22 protein-coding genes and 1 pseudogene are annotated in these 19,750 nt (G+C 43.4%); 11 read left to right on the top strand and 12 right to left on the bottom strand.

What is annotated here, in order from left to right; genetic code table 11:
* Positions 1 to 118 precede the first annotated feature (118 nt).
* Positions 119 to 1,873, bottom strand: a complete 1,755-nt coding sequence (locus tag ESB13_RS00215; protein WP_129001040.1) for a DUF885 family protein — start codon at positions 1,871 to 1,873, stop codon at positions 119 to 121.
* Positions 1,874 to 2,349: 476 nt separating this feature from the next.
* On the opposite strand from ESB13_RS00215, the gene ESB13_RS00210 reads away from it, so the two are divergent.
* The gene (locus ESB13_RS00210) at positions 2,350 to 2,592 is read left to right on the top strand and encodes a hypothetical protein (RefSeq protein ID WP_129001039.1); all 243 of its coding nucleotides are present in this window, start codon (positions 2,350 to 2,352) and stop codon (positions 2,590 to 2,592) included.
* A gap of 403 nt (positions 2,593 to 2,995) precedes the next feature.
* Here ESB13_RS00210 and ESB13_RS00205 read toward each other — a convergent pair whose 3' ends face one another.
* The gene (locus ESB13_RS00205; protein WP_129001038.1) at positions 2,996 to 5,533 is read right to left on the bottom strand and encodes an ATP-dependent Clp protease ATP-binding subunit; all 2,538 of its coding nucleotides are present in this window, start codon (positions 5,531 to 5,533) and stop codon (positions 2,996 to 2,998) included.
* A 99-nt stretch (positions 5,534 to 5,632) separates the two neighbouring features.
* Here ESB13_RS00205 and ESB13_RS00200 point away from each other — a divergent pair, with 99 nt between their 5' ends.
* On the top strand, positions 5,633 to 6,022 hold the full coding sequence (locus tag ESB13_RS00200) for an STAS domain-containing protein (protein ID WP_129001037.1): 390 nt from the start codon (positions 5,633 to 5,635) through the stop codon (positions 6,020 to 6,022).
* A 115-nt stretch (positions 6,023 to 6,137) separates the two neighbouring features.
* On the opposite strand, the gene ESB13_RS00195 is transcribed toward ESB13_RS00200, so the two are convergent.
* Complete coding sequence (locus ESB13_RS00195) at positions 6,138 to 6,551, bottom strand: DUF423 domain-containing protein (protein WP_129001036.1); 414 nt, start codon at positions 6,549 to 6,551, stop codon at positions 6,138 to 6,140.
* Complete coding sequence (locus tag ESB13_RS00190) at positions 6,544 to 7,050, bottom strand: shikimate kinase (RefSeq protein ID WP_129001035.1); 507 nt, start codon at positions 7,048 to 7,050, stop codon at positions 6,544 to 6,546. The genes ESB13_RS00195 and ESB13_RS00190 overlap by 8 nt, the downstream gene beginning before the upstream one ends.
* A 146-nt stretch (positions 7,051 to 7,196) precedes the next feature.
* Here ESB13_RS00190 and ESB13_RS00185 point away from each other — a divergent pair, with 146 nt between their 5' ends.
* Positions 7,197 to 7,427: a response regulator transcription factor gene (locus ESB13_RS00185; RefSeq protein WP_129001034.1), complete on the top strand. Its 231-nt coding sequence runs from the start codon at positions 7,197 to 7,199 to the stop codon at positions 7,425 to 7,427.
* A 313-nt stretch (positions 7,428 to 7,740) separates the two neighbouring features.
* Here ESB13_RS00185 and ESB13_RS00180 read toward each other — a convergent pair whose 3' ends face one another.
* Together ESB13_RS00180 and ESB13_RS00175 are read right to left on the bottom strand one after the other, a co-directional pair.
* A complete protein-coding gene (locus tag ESB13_RS00180) occupies positions 7,741 to 8,928 on the bottom strand; it encodes an acyl-CoA dehydrogenase family protein (RefSeq protein ID WP_129001033.1) in 1,188 nt (395 codons plus the stop codon).
* A gap of 145 nt (positions 8,929 to 9,073) precedes the next feature.
* Positions 9,074 to 9,409 (bottom strand): SdpI family protein, encoded by a 336-nt coding sequence (locus ESB13_RS00175; protein WP_164974054.1) that lies wholly within the window; start codon positions 9,407 to 9,409, stop codon positions 9,074 to 9,076.
* A 136-nt stretch (positions 9,410 to 9,545) separates the two neighbouring features.
* Here ESB13_RS00175 and ESB13_RS00170 point away from each other — a divergent pair, with 136 nt between their 5' ends.
* The 3 genes from ESB13_RS00170 (at position 9,546) to ESB13_RS00160 (ending at position 13,005) form a co-directional block, all read left to right on the top strand.
* Positions 9,546 to 10,430: an AraC family transcriptional regulator gene (locus ESB13_RS00170; RefSeq protein ID WP_129001031.1), complete on the top strand. Its 885-nt coding sequence runs from the start codon at positions 9,546 to 9,548 to the stop codon at positions 10,428 to 10,430.
* Positions 10,431 to 10,529: 99 nt separating this feature from the next.
* A complete protein-coding gene (locus ESB13_RS00165; protein WP_129001030.1) occupies positions 10,530 to 10,931 on the top strand; it encodes a YybH family protein in 402 nt (133 codons plus the stop codon).
* A 439-nt stretch (positions 10,932 to 11,370) separates the two neighbouring features.
* A complete protein-coding gene (locus ESB13_RS00160) occupies positions 11,371 to 13,005 on the top strand; it encodes a glycoside hydrolase family 28 protein (protein WP_246022370.1) in 1,635 nt (544 codons plus the stop codon).
* A gap of 286 nt (positions 13,006 to 13,291) precedes the next feature.
* Here the strand turns inward: ESB13_RS00160 and ESB13_RS00155 are convergent, their stop codons facing one another.
* From ESB13_RS00155 to ESB13_RS00130, 6 genes are all read right to left on the bottom strand, one after another.
* Positions 13,292 to 13,888: a hypothetical protein gene (locus ESB13_RS00155; RefSeq protein ID WP_129001029.1), complete on the bottom strand. Its 597-nt coding sequence runs from the start codon at positions 13,886 to 13,888 to the stop codon at positions 13,292 to 13,294.
* A 221-nt stretch (positions 13,889 to 14,109) separates the two neighbouring features.
* A complete protein-coding gene (locus tag ESB13_RS00150) occupies positions 14,110 to 14,403 on the bottom strand; it encodes a hypothetical protein (protein WP_129001028.1) in 294 nt (97 codons plus the stop codon).
* 30 nt (positions 14,404 to 14,433) lie between these two features.
* Positions 14,434 to 14,562, bottom strand: coding sequence for a hypothetical protein (locus ESB13_RS24145; protein ID WP_281275023.1), 129 nt, complete (start codon positions 14,560 to 14,562; stop codon positions 14,434 to 14,436).
* A gap of 89 nt (positions 14,563 to 14,651) precedes the next feature.
* Positions 14,652 to 14,834, bottom strand: a complete 183-nt coding sequence (locus tag ESB13_RS00140; protein ID WP_129001027.1) for a hypothetical protein — start codon at positions 14,832 to 14,834, stop codon at positions 14,652 to 14,654.
* Between the two features lie 678 nt (positions 14,835 to 15,512).
* Positions 15,513 to 15,824 carry a hypothetical protein gene (locus tag ESB13_RS00135; protein ID WP_129001026.1) on the bottom strand — a complete coding sequence of 104 codons (312 nt, stop codon included), beginning with the start codon at positions 15,822 to 15,824 and terminating at the stop codon, positions 15,513 to 15,515.
* 4 nt (positions 15,825 to 15,828) lie between these two features.
* On the bottom strand, positions 15,829 to 16,173 hold the full coding sequence (locus ESB13_RS00130) for a hypothetical protein (RefSeq protein WP_129001025.1): 345 nt from the start codon (positions 16,171 to 16,173) through the stop codon (positions 15,829 to 15,831).
* 346 nt (positions 16,174 to 16,519) lie between these two features.
* Here ESB13_RS00130 and tnpA point away from each other — a divergent pair, with 346 nt between their 5' ends.
* The 5 genes and pseudogenes from tnpA to ESB13_RS00110 all read left to right on the top strand — a co-directional run bounded on the left by tnpA (position 16,520) and on the right by ESB13_RS00110 (position 19,749).
* A complete protein-coding gene (gene tnpA / locus ESB13_RS23700) occupies positions 16,520 to 16,810 on the top strand; it encodes an IS66 family insertion sequence element accessory protein TnpA (protein ID WP_164974053.1) in 291 nt (96 codons plus the stop codon).
* Between the two features lie 5 nt (positions 16,811 to 16,815).
* Positions 16,816 to 17,163 carry an IS66 family insertion sequence element accessory protein TnpB gene (tnpB, locus tag ESB13_RS00125; protein ID WP_164974052.1) on the top strand — a complete coding sequence of 116 codons (348 nt, stop codon included), beginning with the start codon at positions 16,816 to 16,818 and terminating at the stop codon, positions 17,161 to 17,163.
* Positions 17,164 to 17,211: 48 nt separating this feature from the next.
* On the top strand, positions 17,212 to 17,763 hold the full coding sequence (locus ESB13_RS00120; RefSeq protein WP_129001023.1) for an IS66 family transposase: 552 nt from the start codon (positions 17,212 to 17,214) through the stop codon (positions 17,761 to 17,763).
* A 15-nt stretch (positions 17,764 to 17,778) separates the two neighbouring features.
* Positions 17,779 to 18,678, top strand: a pseudogene (tnpC, locus tag ESB13_RS00115) (IS66 family transposase); the annotation flags it as partial.
* Between the two features lie 498 nt (positions 18,679 to 19,176).
* Positions 19,177 to 19,749, top strand: a complete 573-nt coding sequence (locus ESB13_RS00110; RefSeq protein ID WP_129001021.1) for a DUF416 family protein — start codon at positions 19,177 to 19,179, stop codon at positions 19,747 to 19,749.
* The last annotated feature ends 1 nt before the right edge of the window (position 19,750 follow it).

The following is a 19,750-nucleotide window of genomic DNA, read 5'->3' as shown; positions in this document are numbered from 1 at the left end:
TCAACTCATTTAAAAACAGGTAACTGCCGGAGGAGCAGACGGCCGGGATGCGTTTAAAAAGGGCCGGTCTGAAGGCCGGCCCGCATAAAAACTAACTACTATATAGGAATGAGAAAAGCTAATGCGCGTAGAAACGCCATTGTGTAGTAAAATCTTTCGTCAGGGATTGATTTGTTAATATTGCCCGCAACATTTCTATGGGCAGTTCATTTTCATGAAATATTGCGTCGTGATACTGTTTGTACGACATTTTACCGGAGTTGACCAGTTCTATCTTCAGCGCCATTAACTGCAGGCCGCCAATCATATAGGCGAGCTGGTAAAGCGGGCTATAACTACCCTCAAATGAGCGACGGACCTCGCCTTCTGCGTTGGCACGTTCATGCCCTACACGATCTACCAGGAAATCGATACATTGCTGTGGAGTCCATTTTCCGAGGTGATAGTTCAGAGAGAAGATAATACGGGCGCAGCGATGTGAGCGCCAGAACAACATTCCTACCCTGTCTTCCGGAGAACGGGGAAACTGAAGATCCCAAAGCAGCATTTCCCAGTACAATGCATTTCCTTCTATCCAGAACGGTGTAGAGAAATGGCGATAGGTTTTGTAGCGGCTGGACATGTATTCCTGCAGGTGATGTCCTGCAATAAGTTCATGATGGACCGTAGCCCGGGAGAAATGCGGGTTGTTGCCGCGCATACTCATCATTTTCTGCTCATAATCCATTGTGTTTGTAGGATAGGATATGCTCAGGACTTCACCGCCTGTAAAGAACGGGTTAACCAACTGACGTTCCGGGGTCATCATGATCATACGCCAGCTTTCTTCAGCCAGTGCAGGTATTGTAACCAGGTCGTGTTTTTTCAGGAAATCAACGGATTGTTTGTAGAGGTCGTACATGGCTTCGGGTTGTTTTCCCGGAGCGACATAAAGCGTTTTCAGCTTTTCGAGGGCTGCCTTCCAGTCGTCACCCAGGCCCATTTCACGGGCGGCTTTGCGCATTTCGGCATCACACCATGCAAATTCCTTTTGAGCGATCTCTACAAGCTCTTCCGGGCTGTAGGGGATGTATTCGAGTTTCAGCTGGCGAATAAGTTCATCGCGACCAATGGGCACGCCTATTATACCACTGCCATCATCCTTCTGAGTCGTGATGGTTTTGCCTTTGCTTTTTAATAACGCAGCATAATTGTTTAGCGAGCTCTCGGTGGTTTCATAGGTTTTAGGCACCCACCAGGTAAACATGGGATCGTAACCGTTATAGAAGTCGTATATGTTTTTCAGCGCTGCGTGCAGGGCGTTAGCTGTAGCTTCTGCGAAGACCGCCAGCTTTTTGTCCATCTCCTGCTCTTCCTTTACCTGGGCAGTGAGTTTTTCAAGTGTTTTATTGATTTCATTCAACTCCCTGGCCACTTTTTCACCGTCGATATTCAGTCCTCTGCGCCTGTGTTGTTCCAGTGCATATATTTTATCGGAGAAAGGAAAGAACCTGCTGATCTGCTGGTATAACTGCTGTTCTTCCTGTAGTTCGAAGAGTGCATCGTTCAGGTTGCGTTTAAAAAGGAGATAATCGACCTGGCCGTTAATACTCAGCTGTTTAAAATTAAAAGTATCGAGCAGTGTAAGATAATTGCGGTTAAGCTGCTGGAGGCGTGCTCTCCGTTCGGGAGTATTATAATTGTCGCCGCGCCGGTATCCACCGTCTTCTGTTTGCCTGCTGCTATAAAAGCGGGAGATACTGCCTTTATCGGCCCGATAGTGAACCATCAGATCATTCACTTCGCTGGTTTGAACGAACAAGTCTGTATTCGCCTGGCTTGTAGCTGTATGTTGCGCCGGCGCCTCCTGCAATCCTGAAATAGCTCCTGTCATTAGTATGAATATTATTTTTCGTATCATAAGATCCTGCGGGATAGAGGGTAAAACATAGACTTAAAGCTACCCTGATAACCAGCAGTTTAAAACACGGAATTTAGCTTGTTATTGCAGGATATTGATGAAATAGATGGCAGGTGGCAGAATTGATGGAGGAAGATAGTTGTAAAGGGCGCCTAGGTGTTGTGGCGGGAATTAAGGAGGGAATAAAAGATGTGGATCCAAAAACTTGTGAGTGATGAACATGTGGGATGTGAAGGATAAGATGATTGATAATTAATGGGTATTGGATGGAGCAAGTGTGGGACATGATGAAGATCAGTGTGGATAAGGATTAAAAGCATCGTTTTGGGATAGAAGCTTAAATAATTTTAACCCAGTTTAACCTTCTATCAATTTTCTTTTAAGTGATTTTAAAACACTCCTGAGGCGACAGCAGTGTAATATTGTATCAGCAAACAAAACAACAAATTATGGCAAGCGAAATACTACTTGTTCAACATAACAGCAACGGATTCAGCAAACCCAGCTATGAAAGGGAATTACAGTTCATCAACAATGTAACCTCGTTTGTATCGACGTTTGCCATGTTTCAACAGTCTTACGAAATATTTGATGTTGGTGCACATAAAAAGATCAGCAGGCGCAAAAGGTGTCATGATCTGTACCAGGCTTCCAGCCTGCCGGCATTTCATTTTGCGATTCCGATGAATTAGGATGGCAGGCAGCTAACAGAGGTTATGAGTGAGATGATGCTGCGTTAAGGTAGATACATAAATAGTTAGTGATTGTGTGTGTGTGTGATTGGTGTTCGAATTAATTGTGCGTTTGATTTGTGACAGCGAGTGATAGTGGCGTGATTGGAATTCAAAAATGTCTTTTTTCTGATTTTGGTTTTTTCATAGTTTTTTGGTTAAAGTTTTGGTTGATTTGATGAGGATGAAAAAATCCCGCTTTTCCAGGCGGGATTTTTATTTTTATACACTTGGGGCCAGCCATTGTTTATATAAGAACGAGCCCGGAGCATCATTTCTGAAGTCCGGGCTCATTTTATTTACATTGTAAGAATAATCAATTTCCGATATCAGGACTGGAATTGGATTCCGCCATCTATCGCGTTTATTCTCCTATTTTGGCTTCTTCCTGTTTGTGACCGAATTCGAAGAAGATCTTGTTGTTTTCTCTATCAAGATCGGCTATCAGGAGGTCACCTTGTTTGATGTTCATGTTCAGGATCTCTTCGGCCAAAGGATCTTCCAGGTATTTCTGGATGGCCCTGTGAAGCGGACGGGCTCCGAACTGGATATCGTAACCTTTATCGGCCAGGAAGTCTTTTGCCGCTTCGGTGATCTCCAGAGAGAAACCGAGTGTTGTAAGACGTTTCAGTACCCCTTTCATCAGGATATCGATGATCTGGAAGATGTTTTCTTTTGCCAGCGAATTGAAGATCACAACGTCATCGATACGGTTCAGGAACTCGGGAGAGAAGGTACGTTTCAGTGCTTTTTCAATTACTGCTTTGTTGTTCTCTTCGAGGTTCTGCTGACGGGCAGCTGTTGCGAAACCTACGCCATCGCCGAACTCCTTCAATTGTCTTGCGCCAATGTTAGAGGTCATGATGATGAGGGTGTTCTTAAAGTCTACTTTTCTGCCGAGGCCATCGGTAAGCTGACCATCGTCGAGCACCTGTAACAGGATGTTATAGATATCCGGGTGGGCTTTTTCGATCTCGTCGAGCAGGATCACGCTGTAAGGTTTACGGCGTACTTTTTCGGTAAGCTGACCACCTTCTTCGTAACCTACGTAGCCGGGAGGCGCTCCTATTAACCTGCTGACAGTGAATTTCTCCATGTATTCGGTCATATCGATACGGATGAGCGCATCTTCTGAATCGAACATATAGCGGGCGATAGAACGTGCCAATTCAGTTTTACCAACACCTGTAGGACCGAGGAAGATAAAGGTACCAATGGGCTTTTTAGGATCTTTGAGACCTACCCTGTTACGCTGAATGGCTTTTACCACTTTAGAGATAGCGTCGTCCTGGCCAATCACCATGTCGCGCATGTCGTCGGCCATTTTACGCAGTTTCTCTGTTTCGGCCTGAACCATCCTTTTCACGGGGATACCGGTCATCATGCTCACTACTTCGGCGATATTTTCTTCATCGATGGGATAGCGTTTGTGTTTGCTTTCTTCTTCCCACTGTGCTTTTGCTTTTTCGAGCTCTTCGCCGAGACGTTTTTCGGTATCGCGTAAAGCTGCTGCTTCTTCGAAGCGCTGGCTTTTTACCACCTTATTCTTTTCCTGTTTGATGTCTTCGATCTGTTTTTCCAGTTCGAGGATATTCTGAGGAACGTTGATATTTTTCAGGTGAACACGTGCACCTACCTCGTCCATTACGTCGATGGCTTTATCGGGTAACAGGCGGTCGGTCATATAGCGGTCGCTCAGTTTCACGCATGCTTCGATTGCGTCGTCGCTATAGGAAACATTGTGATACTCTTCGTATTTGCTTTTAATGTTGGTAAGGATCTGGATGGTTTCATCGACTGTTGGCGGATCGACCATTACTTTCTGGAAGCGACGATCGAGTGCACCATCTTTTTCGATGTACATACGATATTCATCGAGTGTAGAGGCGCCAATGCATTGCAGTTCGCCGCGGGCCAGTGCAGGTTTAAAGATGTTGCTGGCGTCGAGCGATCCGCTGGCACCGCCGGCTCCTACGATGGTATGAATTTCATCGATAAAGAGGATGACATCCCTGTTCTTTTCGAGTTCATTCATGATGGCTTTCATGCGTTCTTCGAACTGACCGCGGTATTTGGTACCGGCTACGAGTGCTGCGAGGTCGAGGGAGATGACCCTTTTGTCGAACAGCACGCGGCTTACCTTACGTTGAACGATGCGGAGTGCAAGGCCTTCAACGATGGCTGTTTTACCCACACCGGGTTCACCGATGAGGATGGGGTTGTTCTTTTTACGGCGTGAAAGGATCTGAGAAACACGTTCAATCTCGTCTTCACGTCCTACGATGGGGTCGAGCGAACCGCTTTCGGCAAGTTTAGTGATGTCTCTTCCGAAGTTGTCGAGAACGGGAGTTTTACTTTTTACGTTACCGGTTTGTTTCGTACGTTGTTGTGATGATGAGTAACTACGTTTTTCTTCTTCGAAGTCATCGTCGTTGTCTTCGGTGTACTCACTTCTAGGTTCATTGCTTCTTACCATACCTAATTCATTTCTGAAAACATCGTAGTCCACATCGAACTGACCTAAGATCTGGGTAGCGATATTTTCCTTGTTTTTGAGAATGGATAGCATCAGGTGTTCTGTTTCAACGAGGGGGCTTTTCAGTGCTTTCGCCTCGAGTACAGTTACCCGTATTACTTTTTCGGCCTGCTTAGTCAGCGGCAGGCTGTTTATATTAGCGATATTCTTTCCGGTTTTATCTTTAACAGCCAGTTCGACCTCTTTTCTCAGCTCATACAAATCCACATTCAGCTGTTTAAGAATCTTTATAGCTGTATTCTCACCTTCCCGAATCAAGCCTAATAACAAGTGTTCTGTTCCAATGAAATCATTTCCCAGCCTAAGTGCCTCCTCCCTACTAAACGAAATGATCTCTTTTACCTGGGCTGAAAAGTTATTGTCCATGATAAAAATTATTAGTGGTGATACAATTATAACAAATATTTTTGACCCTGAACAGCATGCTTTTATGCACACCGTGTTAATCATTTAATAATACAAAATATGCAGGTCAAAATTGATACCAAGGAAAAATTTACTGTTGTGACACCGGAGGAACCTGTATTATCTGACAATTTAGCAGCGTCCTTCAGTCAATTACTGCTACCCTACCTGCAAAAAGACATAAAAAACATTGTTCTCAACCTGAAACACACAGAAAAGATGGAACTGAATGTTGCGACAGAATTGGTAAACCTGCAACAAAAGTTCTACGAAAACAGCACTTCTTTCGTGATATGCGAGATACCGGCAGCTGTTGAGGCTGCCCTGGAAGAGCTGGCTCTACTTGAGTTACTGAACACCACGCCTACGGAAAGTGAGGCATGGGATATTGTTCAGATGGAAGAAATAGAGCGTGAGTTACTGGACGATGATGAACCGTTGTTCCGATAGGGGCTCTACGCTTAATTGCGTAGGATGCGCCTATTTACGCCAGGCCTTTGTTCCGTTTGGCTATCTTTTCTCTGAAAAGTTACGAATTATCGGATATGGGGGATTTAAAAAAGCATTAAACCTGGGGGGACCCGGGTTTCTTTGTTTCTGCTTTTATGCCCATGGCCAGGCAAAGCCAGCCTGCGATGAGGAAGATACCTCCTGTAGGCGTCAGCGGGCCTATCCAGCGTGCACCGGTAATGTTAGCGCTGATAAGCCATGTGAGCGTATAGATGGAGCCACTGAAGAGAATGATACCTATGAGAAACACCACACCGGCCCTTTCGATCCACTTATTCGGGAACTCTTTCCACAAAATGGCTGTGAGCGCGATCGCGAATACATGGTAAAACTGGTAACGCACCCCTGTTTCGAAGATCGCAACTGCGTTTTCCGGTGCTATTTTTTTCAATCCGTGTGCGCCGAACGCGCCGAGTATTACGGCCAGCGCTCCCAGCAACACTGCCAGTCTGAGGTATCCTTTATGCATGTTTCTTTATTATGTTCATCAAATTCTTTTCGTTGACGTCGTCGCCTTTGAGGTGATAAGTTGCCTTTTGGTAAAAGGGGGTTCTTTCGGCCAGTTTTGCGGTTAAGAAATCGGCCAGCTGGGCATCGCTCAGTTCACGGATGAGGGGTCGGTGGTCTTTTTCGGGGATGAGGCGTTGTACCATCAGTTCTATGGGCGAATCGATCCAGATGGTGATCCCGTGTTTATTCATCCATTCCATGTTCTCATTAAAACAGGGAGTACCGCCTCCTGTAGCGAGCACGAAACTCTTTTTTTCGCCAAACCAGCGTAATAATTTGGCTTCCGCCTGTCGGAACCAGGCTTCACCTTCTTCGGCAAACAATTCGGAGATAGTCCTGTCTTCCAGGGATTCTATCAGGTGGTCCAGGTCGTAGGCTCCGGATTTGTTCTTTTTGGCCATCTTTTTCGCCCAAAAGCTTTTACCAGTACCCATCATACCCAGCAGAAAAAACTTCATATTGTATCCTGAATTTGGGCATAGATACTAACAAAAAAGGAAATCGTAAAATTGAAATCGTCAGGGGTATTGTTAAAAAATACCCCTAAATAGGTATTGCAAGAATAGGATTCAAGCAGCATTTTTGTTGTCATATAAGCTGCATTATGATAACCGATACCCAACAACCTTTACTGATCAGTAATACCCTTACTGCGCGCGAAATAGAGATCTTAAAGTTCCTGGCGCAAGGATACACCAGCAAAAGAATCAGCGAAGCCTGCGAGATCAGTGTACTAACCGTACAAACTCACCGTCGTAACATGTTGAAAAAGATGCAATTACTAAATTCGCACCAGTTGATAGGGCATGCTTACCGGGAGGGCGTATTGCAATAGCGCCTTTGGAGCTCATAAGGAGTTGATTTCACCCGCAGGTTTGTTTGCGGGCAGGCGGGGATAATTCTGCTGCATTTATTACCGCATTGAAAGAGCTGACGGCAGTTTTCTTCCGGGGAAGCGAAAACGAACGAACTGCTTTCCGGGAGAAAAGTGCTGCCGCCTGTGGCTATAATTCCGGGGTAAGTGCGATACAAGTGCGATACGAGTGCGATACAAATGCGATACGAGTGCGATCGAGGTTCGTTTATGGCATACTCAAAGCGGCTGTTTTACTCCAGGTTCTTTTTTAGTTCTTTTTGCGTTTTCTGCCTTATTTGAATGCGTTGAAGCCGGTGACGTCCATGCCTGTAATGAGCAGGTGGATATCGTGCGTGCCTTCGTAAGTGATGACACTTTCGAGGTTCATCATGTGCCTCATGATGCTGTATTCACCTGTGATGCCCATGCCGCCGAGCATTTGGCGAGCATTACGGGCAATATTTGCAGCTATTTCACAGCTGTTTCTCTTGGCCATACTTACCTGAGTGGGCGTTGCTTTTCCTTCGTTCATGAGTACACCGAGGCGCCATACGAGCAGTTGTGCTTTCGTGATCTCCGTGATCATTTCAGCCAGCTTTTTCTGCTGCAGCTGGAAGGCACCTATGGGTTTATCGAACTGGATGCGTTCTTTACTGTAACGCAGGGCAGTGTCGTAGCAATCCATAGCGGCGCCAAGTGCGCCCCAGGCGATGCCGTAGCGTGCTTTTGTAAGACAGCCGAGCGGTCCTTTCATGCCTTTTACGCCGGGCAGGATATTTTCTTTCGGCACTTTCACATTATCGAATACCAGTTCGCCGGTAGCGCTGGCCCGGAGGCTCCATTTGCCGTGGGTAGTGGGTGTTGAAAAGCCTTCCATACCACGTTCTACAATGAGGCCCCTGACTTCACCATTGTCGTCTTTCGCCCATATGACGGCAAGGCGGGCGTAGGGAGCATTGCTGATCCACATTTTGGCTCCGTTGAGGATGACGTGATCACCGGCATCGGTAAAGCGGGTTAACATACCTGCGGGGTTGCTGCCGTGATCGGGCTCAGTGAGACCGAAACAGCCCAGCCATTCGCCTGAGGCCAGACGAGGCAGCAATTTCTGTTTTTGTTCTTCGCTGCCATAGGCCATGATGGGGTACATTACGAGTGAGCCCTGTACGCTGGCGGTGGAGCGTATGCCACTGTCGCCACGTTCCAGTTCCTGCATCATGAGGCCGTAGCTGATATAGTCGAGTCCTCCCCCGCCATAGCTGGCCGGGATAGTGGGGCCGAAACAGCCCATTTGTCCGAGTAAGGGAACCAGGTGTTCGGGGAATGCTGCGCGCTGGGCGTAGTCTTCTATAATGGGCGAAATTTCTTTTTTAACGAAGGCGCGGATAGCGTCGCGAATAGCGAGATGTTCTTCGGAGAGCAGGTCATCGACCTGGAAATAGTCGGGAGACTGGAAGAGATCGGTATGGGCAGCGTTCATCGTTCTTATTTTATGATACCTAAGATAGGAAGAATAGATGGTAGATGGAGGCAGGCATCCGATGGATGAAAGACGGATCGGTTATAACAGGCGGACAATAGCGCACGCCACATGGCCTCCGGCAGCATTATAAGGCTGTTGCTGATTACTGGTTGTTCTGCGGATGTTCAGAACGGTATTTACTGATCTTTTTTTCGGTAGAGACAATGGTTATAACGAGCGCAGCCAATGTAGTAAAGACTGAAAAGGGATAAAACAACAGGTTGGCTAACAGGAGCAACAGTACCAGTATTGTATTTATTATCGCAGCCAGAAGCAGACACCTGGAGGCATATTTATTGGCCATTATAAATGTTTCCGGAGAAGACATGGCAGCTATTGTTCTATAGCCATACAAATGATTGATTTTCTTTGGCGGGAAGCAATAGAAGACAACTGCTACTATATTGAATACTGTTATGATGGCGAGATCTTTTGACATGGTTAAATTTACGAAAAAAATAATACTTTTTAAAGGGCAATTACCGCGTTTTCGACCTTTGATCATTAAACGAGCTGAATTCCAATGCGAAAGGGTACAAAACTATTAACTTCACTTAGTAAGTAAATGCCAGCATTTGGAAAACCTTAGTAAAAAAGACGTTATTGCCCAGTACGACTTTTTCAGAACGAAGTATGGAGATGAGCTATTGATTGACCTGATCTGGCTTGAAGACCTGGACAAATACATTAAGACATCACCGCTACAACGCTTGTCGTATTACGACATCACTATTATCATTGACGGCTGCGGCACACTTTCTATCAACGGTTGCAAGCAACAACTGAAACAGGGGTATATCTTCTTTTCTTCGCCGGGACAGATACGTGAATGGGATACCGCCGTAGCGCCTAAAGGATATGCTCTTATTTTCGAAGACGAGTTTTTGCACACGTTCTTCAATGATGCGCAGTTCACCCGGCAGCTTTCCTATTTTCAGCCTGGCGCAGTTTCTCCTGTATTGGAATTAGTTTCTGAAGATCTGTTAAAGCTGACAACGTTGCTAAAAGATATTAAAGCAGAAATACCTGTTTCCGGGAATGCCGACAAACATATGTTGCGGGCTCTATTATACCAGGCTCTTATTTTCCTGAACAGGAAATTCGTGGAGACTTTTCCATTATGCATGAAGCGGCTAAACAACAGATATATAGAACGGTTCACTCAATTAGCAGACGTTCATTTCATCGAGGAAAGATCTGTGGCCTATTACGCACGCGAGCTGCACATTACCAGTGGCTATCTGAATAACCTTGTAAAAGAATGCTATGCAGTCAGTGTCAAAAAATATATTTTGGACAGGACTATAACGGAAGCCAAAAGGCTTTTGCTGTATACGCATATGGGCATTGACGAGATAGCAGCGCATCTGCATTATGAGAATACAACTTATTTTGTAAGATCATTCAGAGCGCATACCCAGCTTACACCATTAGCATTCCGAGAGCGAAAACTCCCCTGAAAACTGTCATTTCCTTCGTGATTTTTACACAGCTCCCTGCGCCTGAGCATTTAGTTTTATGGCATGAAACAAATACTATTATTAACCTTAATTTTCTTTATGAAAATGAGTTATTCGCAGGAAAAAGTTCCGGGCGTTGCAGACACTATCATAGCCATGGAAAAGGCGGCTCTTGAGAAATGGAATCACGGAGATCCATCGGGATATCTTGACATTTCAGCAAAGGATGTTACTTATTTCGATCCTTTTCTTGAATCGCGTCTTGACGGGCTTGATAAGCTGCAAAAATATTATGAGCCAATGAAAGGTCAGGTACAGGTAACACGATATGAAATGCTGCACCCACAGGTTACGGCAACAAGTGAAATGGCTGTATTAACATTTGACCTAACCTCTTATGAAGGAGAGAAAGTGCATAAGTGGCATTGCAGCGAGGTGTACAGGCTTGAAGCTGATAAACATTGGAAGATTGTTCAGACGCACTGGTCGCCGCGTAAATAGTTTCTAACGAAGGACAACCCATACAAGTATTTCTCGTGGAAAGAGCGTCTTGTATGGGTTATTAAACTTATTTCAATCTGACAGAATTATAGCTCTTTAAGTATACTTCGGGAAAGCGGGAGATGAATAAGTATACAGGACAACATTTTTGCATGCTGCACGGCCAGGATATTGAGCAAAACTCCTCTGCATTGCAGAAAAGAATTCAACTGCAGGTTGCATAAATAGTTAAGCAAACGGGTTGACTTCATAGCAAGCGATTGAGTGGATTTATGTAACAAGTATAAATTATTTTGGCCTTTTAAAAAATGACTTTCGTCATCAAATCAGTGATGCAACATCCTAAACATCTGTGAATGTGTAACAAGGACCTGCAGTAATTGTTTGCCAGATAGCTTTCGTCGCCTATTTTTGGCGGGATCACTAATTTATCTCTTCTATGTGCAACAACGAGGGTTATTATAGTTCTACCTGCTGGCCTAAACTGCATTATTGTGTTTTCCTTTTCTTTTTATTATTCAGCGGCATCACTGCTACCGCCTTTGCGCAGGTTGACCAACACGCGAAATGGATGGATTCTGTTCCCAAACTGGGACAGGTTGGTGCTTTATATCTGCCCGATACTATTGCTCCTGTTCATGCGCCGTTTAAGATGATACAATTCGAAAAATATGTTTACCCGGATTATTCGATTACTATTTCGTTCCTTGGGGCTAAGGAAAAGATAAAAGCAACCTCCATTATTCAACAGGCTATTGATGAAGTCAGCAAACATGGCGGCGGCACTGTAGTTATTCCGAAAGGAAAATGGTTTACAGGCAGATTAATACTCAAGAGTAATGTCAATCTTCATATAGCAAAGGGAGCGGAACTGGCTTTTAGCGGAGAAGTGGAGGATTACCGTCCAGCAGTATTTACGCGTAATGAAGGGATAGAATTGATGTCGCTGGGCGCCTGCATTTATGCCAATGGGCAGGAGAATATAGCAATAACAGGTAAAGGCAAACTGATCGGGCCTGATAAGCATGGGTCGGTACTGAAGCAAGTGATGGATACTGTGCCTATCGAGAACTATGTTTCTTATGAAACACCTGTTGAGAAAAGGGTGTTTGAAGGATATAATGGAAGCAATATCTTCCTGCCGATGTTTATTTCTCCTACCAACTGTAAGAATGTATTGATTGAAGGAGTTTCACTCGAGAATACCGCCTTCTGGAATATTGTTCCGGTGTATTGCGACAAAGTGATCATACGCGGCGTGACTGTCAATTCAGTGGGCATACCGAGGGGTGACGGGATTGATATTGAATCATCCAGTAATGTGCTGATAGAGTATTGTACATTGAGTTGCGGGGATGATTGTTTTACTATCAAGTCGGGACGCGGGGAGGACGGGCTTCGTGTTAACCGTCCTTCAGAGAATATTGTTGTACGGTATTCTCTTGCGCGGGAAGGTCATGGTGGCATTACGTGCGGCAGTGAAACTGCGGCCATGATCCGGAACTTGTATGTTCATGATTGTGTGTTTGACAATACGGGTGTGGGTGTACGTTTTAAGACACGCCGGCCCAGAGGTGGTGGCGGTGAACACCTTTACTACGAACGGATAAGAATGAAGTTGCATAGAATGGCTTTTGACTGGGATATGCTGGGAAGCACGCAGCATGTAGGTGAGCTTGCGGAGAGATTACCGGCAAGGAAGATCAATGCCTTGACGCCGGCGTATGGGAACATTGTGGCGCGAGATATTATTATTGAGAAATCGAGTCATTTTGTGCGGGTGAATGCTATTCCGGAAAGGCCTTTGTACAATGTGTTGCTGGAGAATGTGGTTAGTTATTCGGATATGCTGTTTTCGGCTGTGGATGTTAAGGGGTTTACGGTTCGGAATGCCGTGATTTATTCGAAGGATCCGGCAATAAGCGTGTTGGATAGTAAGGAGCTTCTTTTTTCACAGGTGCAGTTTGTTGTGCCGGGTAAGGAGGTGGAGGTGAAAGCAAGCGGGAACTCTGGGAATATTTGGTTTAGGGGATGTTCACCGGTGAAACATGATGGGAAGGTGCAGGTGAAATAAGTATGGAAGGTTGTGCCGCTGGATCGAAAATAAGGGCAGCCTACACACCTGAAAGCGGGATAGCCTCTCTTAGGATAATAAATGCATCAATGTCGCTGGTCTTCATTCCATTTAAAGCTTCATATCTAAATGGCCCACGCTTTTAGCCTTATCCGCCCTAGCCATGATGGCATCTTGATTGCCAATACATCAACTTCATTTACTCAATGACCAGAATACCATCGAAATCACTTAGAAACATTCTTGCTCATAAACCTACCTGTCAAATAAGAATTAGCCCCTTTACTTATTCATTTTCAATTATGAAATCTATAGATAAAGGGGGAGTTATTTCAACATGTATACCATCATTTTCTAGCTCTTTTTTTACATTTAAAGCAATTTTCTTTTTTTCCGTTTCTGTAACATTCCCTTTCTCATCAACTGGCGTAATATTATTCCATAATATTTCAATTGAAATATGTTTTCCGTAATAATTATTGGTATCTATATAAAATTCATCTTTACCATTAAAATACTTTAGGCCACCCCTACCTAAATAAGTTATGGTTTTCTTTTTTTTGAAAAAAAAATTAAATAAACTCATATAGCTATTTAATATGTGTAATAATATCAACAGCTCCTTCAGATAATCCTGTTCCAATAAATCGTCCAAATCTGCTACGAGAAACTGCCGCCTTTTCATCTTTGGTCCAATTATGTCCAGCAAACCCTGCATTAGAATACATACCCAGAAACCAGCCAAATCTCGCGCTACAGGCTTTAATACATGTTGATATTCCTCAGATGTATACCAACCAGCCTTAGTATTATATTCACCGGGACCAGCATGCCAAAACCAATTCGTAGTCTTTGTTGTAGGGTGTATTGTGCAAGCTTGCATAAGTTGTCTCAGATGTGCTTTGAGATTCCCCCTCTTTAACGCCGCTTGCCTTTGGCCTTTCCGGCTCACTCCCCTTTGGATCATCACTATTAACCAAAGGATTATTATTAAATGTCGCATAAGGACTCTCCCCAACATTGACCACCGGATCGGTATTCCAACTTCGTCCTATGCGTGCATCATATTGCCAGAACTCTGCGGTAATGCTATTGCCGTTAGGTTCAATTTCTGTCCGACTTTTCTTGTCCATTAAACCCATATCTATAGCCAGCAGCATTGTAGTTGCGACTTGGCATAAGCATACCGAACGGATAATAATCCTGCGCAGCTACCACATCCGCATTATAGTAATCGACAGTGGCGCCATTTCCGCTAACTGCTGTTTTGCGATCGGACACCGTTGCCAGCACATTCCCTAAATGATTGCTTAACTCAAAGAACTTCTCTCCACGGGTGAAGGTACTTAATATTCCTAGCCCGTAACCGGTCGCGACACTGACTGTAGACGGCGACACCGTTAGCTGTTTTTGAATACCTAAACGGCTTCATTGGTACAGGTGGGTTTCCACCTGTACCAATGAAGCATTGCCTGTTCGTTCATAAACACTCATCACATTGCCGCTGGCGTCTCTTACATATAAGGTTGTGATTGCAATGCCACTACTTGTTACCATCTTTCCTACACGTTACCGGAAGCATCATAGGTATAGTCGATCTGGGTGCCATCATCTTTAGTTATACCTTTTATTTTCCCATACACATTCTACGTAACAGCCACCTTGCCAGCATAATCGCGTTTCAGATTTCCTATTGCATCGTATTCATAATTTGATGCATTGGATTGGTTGCCGACGTCCTCGCTGTAATTGTCGGTGTAGCTTATTTCATCTCCGATATGTTTTAGCTGATTTTTATTGGCATAGTAATCATAGGTCAGGTTATCCATTGCCAGCGACTTCCCACCAGCAGGATTGCTATTGCGTTTATACTACGGTATAAAACACTGGTAATCCTGGTCTCCGAACCATAATAATACCTATTACAAAAAGCATCAGAAGAATCTGGCTGATAATTAACGCCGTTTACCTTTCCGCTGATCAGATCGTACGAGTAGCAGATACGTTTAAACCTATCGTTAGTATTGCCGGGAAATAAAGCAGCTTAATCCTGCAACAATGTGTCGACTTTACCCCGCAAATCGTAGGTAAAAAATATGGAGGCATCATAATGTTTATAATGCAATGCCGAGAAATCCAGCACTGTTTTTCAAAACATAACCCAAAGGGATTGGCATAGTCAATGTATTGGAATAACTTTATATTGACCAAGAGATTCTTCACAAACACATAGAAACTGATATTGGATACGAATGCATATATAGCAACAATGGCTTGTATCGAACAACCCTTTCCCCTAATCTCTTAGCAGCTACATTGGAGATGATCATTTAAACACCTCAGGCTCTTATTTCTGAAGAATGCATTATTCAAAATCAAGTCGCAGGGTAAAATTATAACGAGTATCATACACACAGTTCAGGGAACGCCCTATTATAACAGTAGCAAATTTGCAATATTATCAATTTAAAGCCTTTCAACCTCCCCACCTCCTTCTTTATTAAATTTTAATTGCCTACGAAAAATTTTTGAGCCAATGGCAATGCATTTTCTTTCGTTAATTCTAGAGACGAATACAACTCAAAAACCTTGCACTTTTCTTCCAAAAGAAAAAAAATACATTCTATAAATATTTCTATGACAATAGCCACCTCCTTACTACGTGGAATAGACAACCCTACATAACAACTCCCAGAGTTCTCCATATCCAGAATAGGAAAACTTTCAACACCATGCAAGGCGAAGATCCTCATTTTAGAGCTCAAATCTTCCCATTTTTGAAAGCCAAGAGGCGGTTCAACCAGTAAACAAAAAGCCATTTCTTTATATTAGAATTTCTATATTAATTTCTGCAGTAAAATCTCTTAGTTGCAATTGCTCAATGATGCTATTTTTTATCTTTTTTGCTCTATCCAATAAGGCAAAAGGTTGGCCTCGAATATCAAGTACAACTCTATGGCTCGAACCTAAAGGAGCGTTATAGCTCATCCAAATTATCCTGCCCGTTATATATGAAAGAATACGTTTCAGATTTTCTTTAGAAGACATATCAAAATTAAAGACATGCAAGACCTGATTAAGCTCCTCATTATAGCCATCTGGAGTAATCTGCCCCCAATCTAAATCGAATAGCGAAGACCAGTTAAAATTTTCAGTCAATTTATTCATATTTAAATGAAATATTTACATCAGGACCTGTTTGAGCAGCCAAACGACTCCTAATTTTCATCATTTGTTGTGAAGTAAGATTTTGTCCTCTTACATCTAACACTACATTCTGTATTGTGTTTTAGGCAAGTTAGCTACTCTTTTTCGCACTTGAGAAACAACATTATTTAACATACTTTTAATTCCCTTTTCCGTGGCTAGATTATAGTTTTTCACTTCAAGAGAGTTTCCAAGCTTATAGCCTTCTGGCCTAACGCTACCTCGTGCATTAGGAACAACGTATCCCTCCGGTGAAGTGCCCATTATTTAGGCGCTGTTGTTTTTAGCTTTGCAAAAAGGAAAACTAATGGAACGTAAATCCTCCATGCAGTCAAGCATGTATGCAATGGTTCGTGAGTGGCAACAGTCTGGCTTGAATCAAAAAGCCTATTGCGAGCAAAAAGCGATCAAGTACTTTATTTTTCATTATTGGTACCGCAAGTTTCGCGATGAGCATTCGGGCAGCAACTCGTTTGTACAGATACCTTCGCCCTCCTGGCAAGGTCAGCCGTTTGCAGAATGCCATTTTACAAATGGCACCCGCCTTATCCTTCATCAACCTGTAAGTATAGAATATCTAAAGTCCCTGATGGGTTAGTTCTTATGCCACATCTATCCGCCAGTTGCCGTTACTTCCTGTTCCAGGGGCATGCCGACATGCGTAAAGGGTTTGACTCCCTCAGCGGCATAGTTACCAATCAGATGAACTCTAACGCACTCAGTGGCGACATTTATGTCTTCCTTAACCGGCGTAAAAATCATATCAAATTACTTCTCTGGGAAGGTGATGGCTTTGCTTTGTACCACAAACGCCTGGAACGCGGTACTTATGAACTTCCCGCTACATCTGCTCTTACCCATCAACAGTTAAGCCTGTTACTCCAGGGTGTTATATTAAAGAGTGTCAAACATCATAAAAGATATCAACATCAGCTAAAAATCAGTGGATAACAAATCGATGTAATTCGCCAATGCTGCATTATCCGATCTTTGCTACACATGCAGGATACCCAGGATTATAAAGTGTTATATGAAGCACAGTTAGTGCAAACAGAACTACTTAAATCAGAGTTAGCTCAGTTAAAGCGCATGATCTTCGGCGCCAAAACGGAGCAGTTCCATAGCACTTCCATACCGGGTCAGCTCTCCCTGAATATAGAGGCTGAAGCCTTAGCCACAACCAGCGTAATTGAAGCCCGTAAGATCTCTTATACCCACCTCAAAACCGAGACAAAACCAGCCAGCATACCTTCCCGTATGAAGCTGCCGGAACACCTGGAACGTCGTGAAAAAATAATAGAGCCGGAACAATCCACCGAAGGATACCGCCATTTAGGAGAAGAAGTAACCGAAGAATTGGAATACGAGCCCGGTAAGCTCTATGTCAACCGCCTGGTACGTCCTAAATACATAGCGCCTGATAATATAAGTTTCCTGGTAGCACCGATACCCGAACGCCCTTTACCCAAAGCAATAGCAGGCCCTGGCTTATTAACGCAGATCGTGATTGATAAATATCTTGATCATCTGCCACTGCATCGCCAGCAGTAACGCTTCAGCAGAGAAAAAATAAACATACCTTATTCCACTATAACAGATTGGGTATCCAACACCTGCCAACTCATTACACCGCTTTACCAGTCGCTGCTCAAAGAAGCGATGGATAGTGCTTACCTGCATGTTGACGAGACGCCGATACAGGTACTGGATAAAGACAAACAGGGACAAACTCATAGAGGTTATTACTGGGTTTATCACAACTCACTAAAAGACCTTGTATTTTTTGAATACCAGCTTGGCCGTGGCAGGGAAGGCCCTGCGGATATGCTGAAAGACTTCAAAGGACATATACAAACCGATGGATATAGTGGTTACAACTTCCTGAATAAAGAGAAGGACATTACCCTGTTCCATTGCTGGGCGCATGCGAGACGTAAATTTTATGATGCTTTAAAAAACGACGAAGCACGTGCCACCTATGCATTAGAGCAGATACAGTTATTATATAACCTGGAGCGCAATGCAAGGGAGGCATCTTTGGAAGCAGATGAAGTGCTATCATTAAGACAGCGCGAGGCTGTACCTGTGCTCACCGCCTTGCATGAATGGATGAAACTGGCTTATATGGAAGTAACGTCCAAAAGTGCTATAGGCAAAGCCCTTGCCTATGGCATAAAACTATGGAACGGCTTAACCGCTTACACTACTGATGGTAAGCTGAACATAGATAACAACAAGGTTGAAAATGCCATAAGACCAGTGGCGCTGGGTAGAAAAAATTACCTCTTTGCCGGAAGCCATGAAGCAGCACAAAGAAGCGCAATGTTATACTCGCTGTTGGGCACCTGCAAGTTGAATGATATTAACTCCTTTGCCTGGATGAAAGATGTTTTGGAAAGGATCGCCATGCATCCCATTAACCAGATTAGTCAACTCTTACCGCATAACTGGACACATAAGGCATAAACGGTGCAGGGTACTTTTCCGGAGGGATACACCTTATCTCCAACATTTAACACTTTGGGTGGGCATAAAACCGGCACCATTTGTTATAGACAGCCAGCTTTGAGGAGCAACTACAGGTGCATTTGCGAACTTAGAAAGTTGATACGTAGCCCCTTCCGTAAGTGAACCAGAATAGTAAGACATCAGCCGAATCATTTGTTCGTTACTTGTAACCTATTTTTGTAATCATAGCCGATCTTGTCCTAGTAATCATCAAGGATTGCAGACATTAATTCAAAAGATTCATCACAATAGTACCACAAGAATTCATTCTCTCAATCCCCATAATAGCATATAAAAGAGATATCCAATTCAGAACCTTTTACTTTAGTTGTCATAGAATATATTATTAGCGAAGCTTAAGCTTATCATTTACTTTCGAAAAAAGCTTTCCCCAAGCTACTTTTTTTGCAAAAAAGTAGCAACATTGCAGTTTACACGTAAACAAAGACGAATCATATGGCCTCAATAAGTCAATTAAGCTACTCTAAGCAATTAGCCTTCGCATATTTAACATGTGAGCGACTTTATCCCAATTATGAATATTTCTCCATCCATTTTAATTTTGGAGCACCCCAAATACTTAGAACAGCAATTAATCATGTATACGCCAATATATTTGCCAAGTTCCCCAAAAACATCACACATAATCTTATAAAATCCTTAGACACAATAACCCCTTTCCCCGAGCATTTTAATACAGTTTTAGCATCTTCAGCATTAGATGCTTGCACATCAGTTTCTGAAGCTCTTGAGTTTATTTTAGACAAAAATCCACTAAGGCTTAGTGATATATCAACTTTCGCGACTGATTCCATAGATATGTACATACAAGAGAAAAATAAAATGGATTACAACGCTGACCCAGAATTTGAAGAAAAAATATTGCGAGATCCACTAATGATTAAAGAGTTGGATATTCAGAAAGGCATCATATTATATCTAGAAAAAATAGAAAACATAAATAAAACAGACATTGAAACCCTGTTACAATTACAGGGTTTCAATGGCAATCTTAATTTAAAAAATTAAT

Source organism: Filimonas effusa (assembly GCF_004118675.1).
Taxonomy (GTDB): Bacteria; Bacteroidota; Bacteroidia; order Chitinophagales; family Chitinophagaceae; genus Filimonas; species Filimonas effusa.
The sequence above is the reverse complement of the archived record's forward strand: the minus strand, read 5'-3'. Positions and strand labels throughout refer to the sequence as shown.

Excerpts from the sequence above, each read along its gene's own strand:
- ESB13_RS00215 (WP_129001040.1), bottom strand. The coding sequence starts at position 1,873 with ATGACAGGAGCTATTTCAGGATTGCAGGAGGCGCCGGCGCAACATACA.
- ESB13_RS00210 (WP_129001039.1), top strand. The coding sequence starts at position 2,350 with ATGGCAAGCGAAATACTACTTGTTCAACATAACAGCAACGGATTCAGC.
- ESB13_RS00205 (WP_129001038.1), bottom strand. The coding sequence starts at position 5,533 with ATGGACAATAACTTTTCAGCCCAGGTAAAAGAGATCATTTCGTTTAGT.
- ESB13_RS00200 (WP_129001037.1), top strand. The coding sequence starts at position 5,633 with ATGCAGGTCAAAATTGATACCAAGGAAAAATTTACTGTTGTGACACCG.
- ESB13_RS00195 (WP_129001036.1), bottom strand. The coding sequence starts at position 6,551 with ATGCATAAAGGATACCTCAGACTGGCAGTGTTGCTGGGAGCGCTGGCC.
- ESB13_RS00190 (WP_129001035.1), bottom strand. The coding sequence starts at position 7,050 with ATGAAGTTTTTTCTGCTGGGTATGATGGGTACTGGTAAAAGCTTTTGG.
- ESB13_RS00185 (WP_129001034.1), top strand. The coding sequence starts at position 7,197 with ATGATAACCGATACCCAACAACCTTTACTGATCAGTAATACCCTTACT.
- ESB13_RS00180 (WP_129001033.1), bottom strand. The coding sequence starts at position 8,928 with ATGAACGCTGCCCATACCGATCTCTTCCAGTCTCCCGACTATTTCCAG.
- ESB13_RS00175 (WP_164974054.1), bottom strand. The coding sequence starts at position 9,409 with ATGTCAAAAGATCTCGCCATCATAACAGTATTCAATATAGTAGCAGTT.
- ESB13_RS00165 (WP_129001030.1), top strand. The coding sequence starts at position 10,530 with ATGAAAATGAGTTATTCGCAGGAAAAAGTTCCGGGCGTTGCAGACACT.
- ESB13_RS00160 (WP_246022370.1), top strand. The coding sequence starts at position 11,371 with ATGTGCAACAACGAGGGTTATTATAGTTCTACCTGCTGGCCTAAACTG.
- ESB13_RS00155 (WP_129001029.1), bottom strand. The coding sequence starts at position 13,888 with ATGCAAGCTTGCACAATACACCCTACAACAAAGACTACGAATTGGTTT.
- ESB13_RS24145 (WP_281275023.1), bottom strand. The coding sequence starts at position 14,562 with ATGGTAACAAGTAGTGGCATTGCAATCACAACCTTATATGTAAGAGAC.
- ESB13_RS00140 (WP_129001027.1), bottom strand. The coding sequence starts at position 14,834 with ATGGATAACCTGACCTATGATTACTATGCCAATAAAAATCAGCTAAAA.
- ESB13_RS00135 (WP_129001026.1), bottom strand. The coding sequence starts at position 15,824 with ATGGCTTTTTGTTTACTGGTTGAACCGCCTCTTGGCTTTCAAAAATGG.
- ESB13_RS00130 (WP_129001025.1), bottom strand. The coding sequence starts at position 16,173 with ATGAATAAATTGACTGAAAATTTTAACTGGTCTTCGCTATTCGATTTA.
- tnpA (WP_164974053.1), top strand. The coding sequence starts at position 16,520 with ATGGAACGTAAATCCTCCATGCAGTCAAGCATGTATGCAATGGTTCGT.
- tnpB (WP_164974052.1), top strand. The coding sequence starts at position 16,816 with ATGCCACATCTATCCGCCAGTTGCCGTTACTTCCTGTTCCAGGGGCAT.
- ESB13_RS00120 (WP_129001023.1), top strand. The coding sequence starts at position 17,212 with ATGCAGGATACCCAGGATTATAAAGTGTTATATGAAGCACAGTTAGTG.
- ESB13_RS00110 (WP_129001021.1), top strand. The coding sequence starts at position 19,177 with ATGGCCTCAATAAGTCAATTAAGCTACTCTAAGCAATTAGCCTTCGCA.